The sequence below is a fragment of the Methanobrevibacter sp. genome (genome assembly GCF_045116495.1).
Classification (GTDB): Archaea; Methanobacteriota; Methanobacteria; order Methanobacteriales; family Methanobacteriaceae; genus Methanocatella.
The window spans coordinates 1-9,797 of the sequence record NZ_JBGULU010000044.1 but is presented as its reverse complement, the minus strand read 5'-3'; the positions used below and the strand labels follow the sequence as shown (position 1 = coordinate 9,797).

Below are 9,797 nucleotides of genomic sequence, written 5' to 3'. Positions count from 1 at the left end.
TTGAAGTTTTTGTCATATAGCTTTGATGCATTAAAGTCCCCAGGGTCTAGGACATCTCCCACTACAATCATTGCAGTCTTTGTTATATTTGCATCTTTTACTTTGTCTGCAATATCCTCAAGGGTTCCTCTAATTATTTGCTGGTCAGGCCATGTTGCTTTTTTAACGACTGCAACTGGAGTTGTTTTTTCATATCCGACAAGCAATTCATCAACCACTTTGTCAATCATACCAATTCCCAAAAAGATGCACATTGTTGCATGATGCTTTGAAAAGCTGGATATGCTTTCTCCGGCAGGTTTCGGTGTTCTTCCTTCAGGACGGGTAATGATAACACTTTGTGAAATTTCAGGTAATGTCAATTCAGCCTCTAAAACACTTGCAGTTCCGAATAATGAGCTTACGCCAGGAATTATTTCATAATCGATGTCATGCTTTTTAAGTTCACGAATCTGCTCGGCAATAGCTCCGTAAATTGAAGGATCACCGGTGTGTACACGAGCTACCAATTTGCCTTCATTGACTGCTTCGGTAATAATGGCATCAGTTTCATCTAAATTTAAATAAGCACTGTTGTGAATTTCACAATCTTCTTTTGCAGGGCATAAAACATTCTTATTTACAAGTGAACCTGCATAAATTATCACATCAGCCTCTTCTATAACTTTTCTTCCTTTCACTGTTATTAAGTCGGGATCACCCGGACCCGCACCAATGAATATAACTTTTCCTTTCATAGTTAATTTTATTAATCAAATATTATTTAATAATTTTGTATCAATTTTGACTTTTGATTTGAGTAAAGTTTATTAATTTCGACGATAATTAAAAAATATGGATAATAAAGGTTTTATTTCAATAGAATATTTATTTTCAATCTTTGTTATTTTAATCATAGTTGTTCCATTGTTATTTTTATCACAATCGGCCATTGAATCAAGTTTGAATATGGAAGATAGTGTTGCCCATAGGCTTATTTTAGATGATGTTGCTAACACGATAAGTCAGGTAAATTCCAATGGTGAAGGCTATTCAAAATCATTAACACTGCCTTCAGATAAGGGATATTATGAAATAACAGTTGAAAATAACAAGTTAACAATCGAATATGCAGATAAGAAGGGAGAAACATTGCTTCCACTATCAAATATGGATTCAAAATATAAATTATATGGGGGACATTCATATGTAATATCTAAAGATGATGAGGGAAAACTGGTGATAGAATGATGGAAAATAGGGGTCAGACAAGCGCTGAATATCTGTTATTTACAGGAGTACTGATTTTAATTATAATGATTTCTGTTGTATTTATTTATAACCAGCAAGAACTGAATATTGCAATGAGTGCTGCAAGAAATGGCGTTACCGATGGATTGGTATCATCCTCAGGTGCAATTTATCCGAAACAGACGTTCAATGATTATTCAAAGTCGAAAAGTGATCTGCTGATTCCATACTCGGTTGATATTGTAAACATATCATATTCTGAAATTGGAACGGACAATAACTTCAACAAAAAGAAAATTCAGTTTAAGGTATATGCTAAAACTTCAAGGGATTTCTCAAAAAAGGAATTGGATTCGATTGGTGATAGGATAAATTATAATCTGAGAAAATCAATAGCAGTTAGCTTTAATTCCACTTCATCTACAAATAAATTGTATAATCCGGTTTTCTCGCCACATTATGTTTTCACAACAGCTAATGTTAAATGGGTTTAGGGACATATTTACTAATATGTCTAGATATGAAAAAGGAAAAGAAGTTTTGGAAACAATACAGAAAAGACCTGTTGAAGAAATATTCAAGGACTTGGAGGATATTGCTCCTGATTTGGGTCGTTTTGTAATAGAATATCCTTACTCTGAAATATATACTCGCAGTGAAGTTGATTTGAAAACACGTGAGTTATGTACAGTTGCTGCATTGACTGTTTTGGGAACAATTCCTCAACTTAAGGACCACATTAATGCGGCATTAAACGTTGGCAACAGTGAAACTGAAATAGTTGAAATCATAATGCAAATGAGTGCCTATTGCGGATTTCCAAAAGCTATTAACGGTGTTGTAGCTGCAAAGGAAGTATTTGACGAGAGGGATTGAGATTACCGAGGAAACATTTGAAGCAATTGCATCCAAACTTCAGGAAGAACTGATTGATGTTATTGAAAATGACAGGCCAGTCAATGACTATGAACTGATAGTGTACAAATATATTTTCATTAGTGAGTTGGGGGTGCCCCTTTTGGAGGATTTGGGCGTTGAAATTATTGATGATGGTTTCATTTTGTATATCATTCCGGATAATTTGGATTTTAAACTTTTGCGAAAGCTGGATGATGAATTTGACAGATTCACACTTTTCTTTGCTCCAAATGATTTTCAATTAATTAAACTTAAATTTTTGTTGTGTGATAATAATGTATAGTGACGAAGAAAAAAAGCAGTTAATGGATGATTTAGCTGAAATGGAGACTTTCAGAGCAGATACTGGTGATGAAGGCAAAATCCTGCAAGAAGACTTGAAAGAGTATTTCATCAACGGAAATGGAGATAAACAGGATTTGATATTCAGGTTGGAATTATATTTCTATGCATTTAAACTGTTCTGCCGAAAAGAAGTCAGAATTGATAGAAACCAGTTTACAATATTTTTAAACGATTCTATTTTGGAATGGAATTTAATTAAATTGGTCATGCAGGATTTCACAGATTTCGAATTTGAAATCGAAGCGGTAAAGGAAAACAATGACGTGTTAATCAATTTGAATTACACTCTTCACTATTGAACATTTTATCTTGCATAAAAAAAATTAAATTTTAAATATTTTACGGGCATTGTTGGTGGTTATTTCATCAACAATACTGACATCTATTTCTTTAAGTTCAGCTAGTTTATGAACTGCATTAACAACGTTGGATGGTTCATTTCTCTCTTCTTTTGTCATTGCCAAATAAGGACTGTCTGTTTCAGTTAAAATATAGTCAAGGTCGATTTTTTTAACTAAATCCTGATGGTGCTGTGAATAGCAGAGCATTGTGGAGAAACTCATAAAACAATTGTCCCTGTTCATTATTCTTTTTGCAGTTTTCAGGCTGCCTCCGTAGCAGTGGAAGACAAAATAAGGTATATCATCATAATCTTCAATGATGTTCACGGCTTTTTTCTCACAGTCTCTTACATGCATCACAATAGGAACTTTATAATCATTGGCCAGCTGTAGAAAGCTTCTAAATATTTCCTGCTGTCTTTCACGCAAAGCCTTATCTGTAACATAATAGTAATCCATTCCGACTTCGCCAACTGCAACAATATTATCTAAATTAGCTATTAAATGATTTTGAGCATCTTTCAACTCTTCATCAGTTGAATTTTGAGAACTGACGGGGTGAAAACCAAAAGTAGGGTAAATAAATCCATCATATTCTTTTGAGAGTTTCAAGACATTTTCATTACTTTGCTTGTTAAAACCTGATGCAACAACATAATCTAATTTGTCCTGGGCTCTTTTAATTACGTCTTCACGGTCTTCATCAAAATCTTCAAAATCTATATGGCAATGAGTATCAATCATGTTTTATGCTCCAAATCGTCTATCTCTGGCTTGATATGATCTGATGGCTCTAATAAAATCAACTTTTCTAAGTTCCGGCCATAATGTTTCACAGAAATAAAGTTCTGAGTATGAAGATTGCCATAGAAGGAATCCGCTTAAACGCTCTTCGCCGCTGGTTCTTATAATCAAATTAGGGTCTGCCAAACCTGCAGTATAGAGATTTTTACTTACAAGTTCTTCATCGACATCATCAATTGAAATGTTGCCTGCCTGCACCTCTTCAATAATCTTTTTGAATGAATCTATGATTTCCAAACGGCCGTCATATCCGATAGCTAAATTAAAAAAACGTTTATTATAATTTTTTGTTGCCTCTTCAGCTTCTCTTATAGCTTCCTTTACATCATCCGGCAATAGTTCAGTTCTACCTACAACTTTTACTCTTACTTCGTTTTTGTGTATTTTTTCATGGTCGACCAGTCTTTTGAAGTTTATCACGAACAGTCTCATTAATCCGTCAACTTCATGTTTTGGTCTGTTGAAATTTTCTGTTGAAAATGCATAGGCAGTTATTATTTCAATTCCAAGTTCGATACTCCAGTCGAGAACATTCTCTAAAGTGTCTACTCCAAGTTCATGTCCTTTTAAAACGTCTACATTTCCTTGGAGTTTGGAATATCGTCTGTTCCCATCCATAATTATAGCTACATGCTTTGGCATTTTCTCTGGAACCAAATCCCTTGATATATACCATTCATATATTCTATAAAGTATATTTTCTGCCATTTTTTATCCCTTAAAGTAATATATTAATATTATTTATGTGACTTAAACTTTTTAAAGTTTAGCCAATTTGTATGCAAAAATTAAACTTCTGAGGTACCCTTCTACACTTTGGTCACGGCTGGTGTCGATGTATATTCCGTTAATTCCAAAGGTCACTGCACCGCAGCTAGGCCAGGAATTTACTAAAATCAGTGTTCTAAATATAATATTTCCAATTATTCCATCAGGAGCAATAATAACATTACAATTTTCATTTAAAGCTTGTTCAATTAAAATATAATAATTCTTAACTTCAAAATCAGTATTCTCTTTTATCAATTGTGTTAATTGTTCGCTTTCATCAATGGATTTGGAGATTTTTTCGCTTCTTCCATAATCTCCCTTTCTACCGTCTGCAAGAATGGCTATTTTAGGTTCTTTGTTAAGTTTTCTTAAGAATTCCCCACAATTTATTGCAATTTTCAATTTATCTTCAATGGTTGTGCCTTCATCGATTCCAACAGGGGTTAATAAAAATTCATGCTCCTCTCCATGGACAAATGTTGCCCTTGAAATTTCCGGAAAATATTTTTTGACTTCCTTGATGACACCTGATGCCGGAAGTGATCCTCTAACAACTGCATCGATGTCTTCATCTAAAATTGATTTAACCAGTTCATCATCAGTTTGTATTAATTTTGTATCTATGGGGTATCTATTTTTGAAGATTTCCAGCGCTTTGGTAATATTTTTATTTTTTCCTACTCCAATTGCTATAGTTTTCATTATTTATCTATTATGATTGTAATATTTATTAAGTTTTATTTTTTTAACATTGCATAAAATGTTGTTAAAAATGTTTAAATAATTGTATAAATATACAAACATTTTTAATAGGAATGCAAAACATATTAAGTTATATGAATAACGATGAGATTTTTAAAATATTGGGTTATGTAATGGCCTCTGAATACAGAACCAATATAATAAAAAGTATTGGCGAATCAATAAAAATCCCATCTGCAATTGCTGAGGACATTGGTTTGAGAACAAATCATGTATCTAATGTACTTAAAGACTTAAAAGAAAATGATTTAGTCGTATGTTTGAATGAGGATGCTCGCAAAGGCAGATTATATAAAAATACTGATTTGGGTCTCGAAATTTTAAAATTATTAGGATAATATTGAATTATAATCGTTTATAATTTTCTTTTTTTCTATAGTTAGTTAGTGTTAGTTAATATTTTATTTATTTTTATTTAAATTCTAAAAAAATATAAAGTTATGATGATTTGTTAAAATCATCAATTGCTGAATCGACCAGTTTTAAAACGGATTCCGCTAAATCAGGATAGGAATCATTTATTGCTATCGGGATATTGTCACAGTAAACCACTTCAAGACCTGCAGCTATGGCGTCTTTTGTTGCAACATCAACTGCAGCGGCTTTAAGTTCACTGAGCATAACGTCAGCCTTATCCATATATTTCTCCATATCTTCCCTCAGTAGCGGCCTGTTTGATAAATGTGATGTTGTTCCAATAATTTCACAGTTATAATTTGATTCCAGATACTCAACCAACTTGTCTTTAACATCTTCAGGTGCTGTTGTAGCAAATAATACTTTTTTGCCTGAAATGTCCTCCAAAGGTTTTGGTCTAAAGACAGTTGAGATGACAGTTGCATCCGGATTGACTTCACTTACAAAATCTTCGATTTGTTTTATTTTTTCTTTTGAGCACATCGGTTCTTCACACATTGTCAATATTACCAAATCACCCAATCCTACTCTGTAAGGTCCAAAATATGTTGTAAGATTTTCAATAGGTTGGTTAGCTCCAATAAGTGCGATTTTTTTATTGGTTTTAATTGGAGGTATTGCAGCTCCACTGCCTTCAAATATTGCAAATTTTGAATCAACTTCATTAGCTAGTCTTGCTCCTTTTTTCATGTTTGTTAAAAATACTTCTCCGGCCATTCCGCCACCGCAACGCCTGCATCCGATGGTTAAAATCCTGCTCATTAACGCATCTTCCCAATGATCACTTGCGGCATGAACTCCTTTTTCGGATTGTTCAAGTAGGAATTTGGCATTAATTTCCAAATTTTCACCATGCACTATTTCGGGCTCTTCAGGCCCTCCTCTTCCCATTGCAATAACACATGGTTCATATCCATTTTTATCAATAAGTCTGGATACGAATCCGGAAACTGCGGTTTTCCCGATACGTTTTCCGGTTCCTAAAATGGTGATTGAAGGCTTTTTCATCACGTCATATTGTGATGTTGGTTCAAATTTAAAATCAGGACCTTCATAGCTTATTCCTTCGTTTAAAACTTTGCATGCTATCTTAAATCTTTTCGAATAGTCTAAAATTGGTTCGTCACTTAAATCCATAACTGTATCAATATCATATTTTCTAATCATGTCAACGATAATGTCATATGGAATGTCCTTGTCTTTTGCAAATTGAACGGGAACTCCTAGCTTTTCAGAATATGTTTCTTCGGATTCATCTCTAAGTTTTTCTGTTCCTCCTATAAATACTGCAGCAGCTATATCGGTGTGTTCTAAGTTATTCAATGTATCTATCGCTTCCTGGGTGACAGGCAGGTAGTGTTCACCATCAACCAAACAAAGCATTTTGTTTAGAGCTTTCATAATTATAGATATACTTTAATTAATATAAAAGTTTAATAATTAATCATGAATTTTTCACAAATCGACATAGATGAGACTCATATAAGATTAACGACTGATTTGACAAATCATTATTTGGAAAAATATATTTTCAATATCAGGCAGGATTTAAAAGAGCATATTCGTAGAAATAATGAGTTTTCATTAGCTATTGAACCGCTTAAAATCCCTGATGGTAATCTCTCACCAATTGTTTTTAAAATGTATGAGTCATCTAATTTGGCTGATGTCGGTCCGATGGCATGTGTTGCCGGAACAATTTCAGAACTGTCTCTAAACTATTTGATTGATCATGAATCAGTTTATTCCATAGTGGAAAATGGTGGTGATATTGCGGTTGTTAATGATAGGGATGTTTTTTGTGGAATTTATTCAAACAATGATGTTTTGGGAAACAATATCGCATTTAAGATTAAAAAAAGAAGAAATCCATTGGGAATTTGCACTTCATCGGCAAAAATCGGTCATTCAATAAGCTTTGGTGAGGCAGATTGTGTTACTGTAATTGGTAAATCGGCTTCATTATGTGATGGTCTTGCAACAAGGATAGCTAATAGCGTAGTTGGAGAGTACAGTGAAGACATGGTTGTAAATGCTCTTGAATGTGCGGATAACTATAAAGAGTTTTTTGAGGGGGCCTTGATTATTTGCGGTGAAAATGTTGGAACTGTCGGTAAACTTCCAAAAATTGTTGAGACAAGTGAGTTTGTTGAAGGTTCAAAACAAGGCTATTGAAATATGAAACTGAGCTTTGTTTAAATTATAGATGTTTGTATAAACCTATTGTTTATAGTATTATTAATTTAATAATAGTGAATTTGCATTCATAACTGTAAAGTTTGCTTTATGAAATCTATCTGTAGTGACCAATTTTTAAAAAACTAATATGATTATAAAGGAATATTTAAGAAATATTGAAGAATATTTGATTAATTGGTGTTTGTAAATTATTTTTAATGCAATATTTAAATATGATTAAATTACAATATTAAATTATACAAAAAATCGGAGTTATTTTTTAACTAAAAGAAATTAGTTAAATGGGTAAGGATATATATGTACAAAGACGAAATGATTCAATTACATCAATTTTTAGTATACGTATTAAAATATTTAGCAGAAGATGACCAAATTACCAACGATTGCAGTGAATATATCACACTTAAAATTAGCCCACATCATATTCATAAGACAAAAGCGGAGCATAAACATGCTATTTTTGTTTTGTGTAAAATTATTGCTCAGGTAATAGCTGATAAAGAGGATAATTCTATTCCTGAGAATGTCCGCAATTCACTTTCAGATTTAGTTAAAAGGTCTGAAGATGAACTTCGTGCTGACTAATCTTTTTTTTAATTTTTTTTCTAAATTTATTTTTTAACTTTTTTTTAGCATAAAAGCAAAGTGTTAATAAGATTTAAATACTATTAGTTATTATTTATAATTTAACAAATTAAAATAACACGCGTGATATTTTGAAATCTTTTGAATTTTTAGCAAAAAGTCGAGAACAAAAACCGAGAAGTAAAGGCATAACAATGGTTTTGGACAAGGGTTTAGGCCTTGAAACTGCCGAAAGCTTAATGAACATTTCCGGAGAATATGTGGACTATCTGAAATTCGGTTGGGGAACCTCAATCGTACATGAACAGGACATAATAAAAGCCAAAGTAGAAATGTATAAAAATCATGATATAACTCCCTATACAGGAGGAACATTATTTGAACTCGCTTATATGAATCATAAGCTGACAGAATTTTTTGAAGAAGCCCGTGAACTGGGTTTTCCAGCTATAGAAATATCAGACGGATCTACAAATATCAATCATAATGATAAATTGAACTGTATCAGAAGAGCAAAACAGGAAGGATTTGAAGTTTTATCCGAAGTAGGTAAGAAAAATCCTGAATTGGATAAGGAACTAACATTGGATGAAAGAATTCAATACATGCAGGAAGAATTGAATGCAGGATCTTCACTTGTTATAGTTGAAGCAAGGGAAGGTGGAAAAAACATAGGCATTTTTGATAAGGCAGGAAATGCCAAGGAAGATGAAATAGATATAATTTTAGATAAAATCGATGCAGACAAAATATTATGGGAAGCTCCAAACAAAGACCAACAGGTCTTTTTCATACTCAAACTTGGAAACACTGTTAACTTAGGCAATGTTTCCAGTGATGACATAACTTCTCTTGAAACCTTAAGACAGGGATTGAGAGGAGATACAGTTGGCAAAATATAATTTGTATTAACTCGGGCGTTGGTAGTTAAAACAATTGGGAGAGTAAAAAATTGACAACTAGAACTATTGGTCAAATCAATCAGAAGATTGAAGACGGCGAAGCCAACATATATACGGCAGAAGAATTTAAAAAACTCATAAAAAAGGGTGACACTCCGAGTTTCGATGAAGTGGATGTGGTTACTGCAGGAACCTGTGGCGTAATGAGCGGTACTGCGGCAATACTGAACTTTATTGTATCGCCTCCTGGAGAATTTATAAGAGCCCGTGAAGTGTTCCTGAATGGAATACCTGCTTATGCAGGCCCATGTCCTAATGAATGGCTAGGGTCTTTGGATGTAATTCTTCATGGAACAACACACTCAATAAAAGATTCTAATTATGGAGGAGGGTTCCTTCTAAAAGAACTGCTACAGGGAAAAGATGTTGATGTACGTGTTGAAAGTGTTGAAGGAAAAACAATTGAAAATACAATAACAATTGATGATATTGGAAGAGGTCAGATTATAGGAACCCGTATGGC

At 33.2% G+C, this 9,797-nt stretch carries 15 protein-coding genes; 10 read left to right on the top strand and 5 right to left on the bottom strand.

Going from position 1 to position 9,797, the window contains the following annotated elements; all coding sequences use genetic code 11:
• Positions 1-737: precorrin-4 C(11)-methyltransferase (gene cobM / locus ACJMLH_RS02190; RefSeq protein WP_405274305.1), on the bottom strand; the 737-nt coding region annotated here is incomplete at its 3' end.
• A gap of 97 nt (positions 738-834) precedes the next feature.
• Between cobM and ACJMLH_RS02185 the strand changes: the two genes are divergently transcribed.
• Genes ACJMLH_RS02185 through ACJMLH_RS02165 form a run of 5 tightly spaced genes read left to right on the top strand, consistent with a single transcriptional unit; the run spans position 835 to position 2,792 of the window.
• Entirely contained in the window at positions 835-1,230 is a 396-nt protein-coding gene (locus tag ACJMLH_RS02185) for a hypothetical protein (RefSeq protein ID WP_405274303.1), read from the top strand.
• On the top strand, positions 1,227-1,724 hold the full coding sequence (locus ACJMLH_RS02180) for a hypothetical protein (RefSeq protein ID WP_405274301.1): 498 nt from the start codon (positions 1,227-1,229) through the stop codon (positions 1,722-1,724). The genes ACJMLH_RS02185 and ACJMLH_RS02180 overlap by 4 nt, the downstream gene beginning before the upstream one ends.
• A gap of 16 nt (positions 1,725-1,740) precedes the next feature.
• Entirely contained in the window at positions 1,741-2,106 is a 366-nt protein-coding gene (locus tag ACJMLH_RS02175; protein WP_405274299.1) for a carboxymuconolactone decarboxylase family protein, read from the top strand.
• On the top strand, positions 2,090-2,431 hold the full coding sequence (locus ACJMLH_RS02170) for a hypothetical protein (RefSeq protein WP_405274297.1): 342 nt from the start codon (positions 2,090-2,092) through the stop codon (positions 2,429-2,431). The genes ACJMLH_RS02175 and ACJMLH_RS02170 overlap by 17 nt, the downstream gene beginning before the upstream one ends.
• Positions 2,424-2,792: a hypothetical protein gene (locus ACJMLH_RS02165; RefSeq protein ID WP_405274295.1), complete on the top strand. Its 369-nt coding sequence runs from the start codon at positions 2,424-2,426 to the stop codon at positions 2,790-2,792. The genes ACJMLH_RS02170 and ACJMLH_RS02165 overlap by 8 nt, the downstream gene beginning before the upstream one ends.
• Positions 2,793-2,816: 24 nt before the next feature.
• On the opposite strand, the gene ACJMLH_RS02160 is transcribed toward ACJMLH_RS02165, so the two are convergent.
• From ACJMLH_RS02160 to mtxX, 3 genes are read right to left on the bottom strand one after another with little or no spacing between them, the layout of a single operon-like run.
• Positions 2,817-3,578 (bottom strand): TatD family hydrolase, encoded by a 762-nt coding sequence (locus ACJMLH_RS02160; RefSeq protein WP_405274293.1) that lies wholly within the window; start codon positions 3,576-3,578, stop codon positions 2,817-2,819.
• 3 nt (positions 3,579-3,581) lie between these two features.
• Positions 3,582-4,346, bottom strand: coding sequence for a polyprenyl diphosphate synthase (gene uppS / locus ACJMLH_RS02155; protein WP_405274291.1), 765 nt, complete (start codon positions 4,344-4,346; stop codon positions 3,582-3,584).
• Positions 4,347-4,397: 51 nt separating this feature from the next.
• Complete coding sequence (gene mtxX / locus ACJMLH_RS02150) at positions 4,398-5,111, bottom strand: methanogenesis marker protein Mmp4/MtxX (RefSeq protein WP_405274289.1); 714 nt, start codon at positions 5,109-5,111, stop codon at positions 4,398-4,400.
• A 113-nt stretch (positions 5,112-5,224) separates the two neighbouring features.
• Here mtxX and ACJMLH_RS02145 point away from each other — a divergent pair, with 113 nt between their 5' ends.
• The gene (locus ACJMLH_RS02145) at positions 5,225-5,509 is read left to right on the top strand and encodes a transcriptional regulator (RefSeq protein WP_405274287.1); all 285 of its coding nucleotides are present in this window, start codon (positions 5,225-5,227) and stop codon (positions 5,507-5,509) included.
• 100 nt (positions 5,510-5,609) lie between these two features.
• On the opposite strand, the gene ACJMLH_RS02140 is transcribed toward ACJMLH_RS02145, so the two are convergent.
• A complete protein-coding gene (locus ACJMLH_RS02140; protein WP_405274286.1) occupies positions 5,610-6,989 on the bottom strand; it encodes a 2,3-diphosphoglycerate synthetase in 1,380 nt (459 codons plus the stop codon).
• Positions 6,990-7,034: 45 nt separating this feature from the next.
• On the opposite strand from ACJMLH_RS02140, the gene ACJMLH_RS02135 reads away from it, so the two are divergent.
• The 4 genes from ACJMLH_RS02135 to ACJMLH_RS02120 form a co-directional block, all read left to right on the top strand.
• A complete protein-coding gene (locus ACJMLH_RS02135) occupies positions 7,035-7,763 on the top strand; it encodes a UPF0280 family protein (RefSeq protein WP_405274285.1) in 729 nt (242 codons plus the stop codon).
• A 321-nt stretch (positions 7,764-8,084) separates the two neighbouring features.
• The gene (locus tag ACJMLH_RS02130) at positions 8,085-8,372 is read left to right on the top strand and encodes a UPF0058 family protein (protein ID WP_405274284.1); all 288 of its coding nucleotides are present in this window, start codon (positions 8,085-8,087) and stop codon (positions 8,370-8,372) included.
• A 131-nt stretch (positions 8,373-8,503) separates the two neighbouring features.
• Positions 8,504-9,274: a phosphosulfolactate synthase gene (gene comA, locus ACJMLH_RS02125; protein ID WP_405274283.1), complete on the top strand. Its 771-nt coding sequence runs from the start codon at positions 8,504-8,506 to the stop codon at positions 9,272-9,274.
• A gap of 50 nt (positions 9,275-9,324) precedes the next feature.
• Positions 9,325-9,797, top strand: a 473-nt coding sequence (locus tag ACJMLH_RS02120; RefSeq protein ID WP_405274282.1) for a homocysteine biosynthesis protein, incomplete at its 3' end; no start/stop codon positions are given.

Coding starts and splice junctions, on each gene's coding strand:
- ACJMLH_RS02185 (WP_405274303.1), top strand. CDS start 835: ATGGATAATAAAGGTTTTATTTCAATAGAATATTTATTTTCAATCTTT.
- ACJMLH_RS02180 (WP_405274301.1), top strand. CDS start 1,227: ATGATGGAAAATAGGGGTCAGACAAGCGCTGAATATCTGTTATTTACA.
- ACJMLH_RS02175 (WP_405274299.1), top strand. CDS start 1,741: ATGTCTAGATATGAAAAAGGAAAAGAAGTTTTGGAAACAATACAGAAA.
- ACJMLH_RS02165 (WP_405274295.1), top strand. CDS start 2,424: ATGTATAGTGACGAAGAAAAAAAGCAGTTAATGGATGATTTAGCTGAA.
- ACJMLH_RS02160 (WP_405274293.1), bottom strand. CDS start 3,578: ATGATTGATACTCATTGCCATATAGATTTTGAAGATTTTGATGAAGAC.
- uppS (WP_405274291.1), bottom strand. CDS start 4,346: ATGGCAGAAAATATACTTTATAGAATATATGAATGGTATATATCAAGG.
- mtxX (WP_405274289.1), bottom strand. CDS start 5,111: ATGAAAACTATAGCAATTGGAGTAGGAAAAAATAAAAATATTACCAAA.
- ACJMLH_RS02145 (WP_405274287.1), top strand. CDS start 5,225: ATGCAAAACATATTAAGTTATATGAATAACGATGAGATTTTTAAAATA.
- ACJMLH_RS02140 (WP_405274286.1), bottom strand. CDS start 6,989: ATGAAAGCTCTAAACAAAATGCTTTGTTTGGTTGATGGTGAACACTAC.
- ACJMLH_RS02135 (WP_405274285.1), top strand. CDS start 7,035: ATGAATTTTTCACAAATCGACATAGATGAGACTCATATAAGATTAACG.
- ACJMLH_RS02130 (WP_405274284.1), top strand. CDS start 8,085: ATGTACAAAGACGAAATGATTCAATTACATCAATTTTTAGTATACGTA.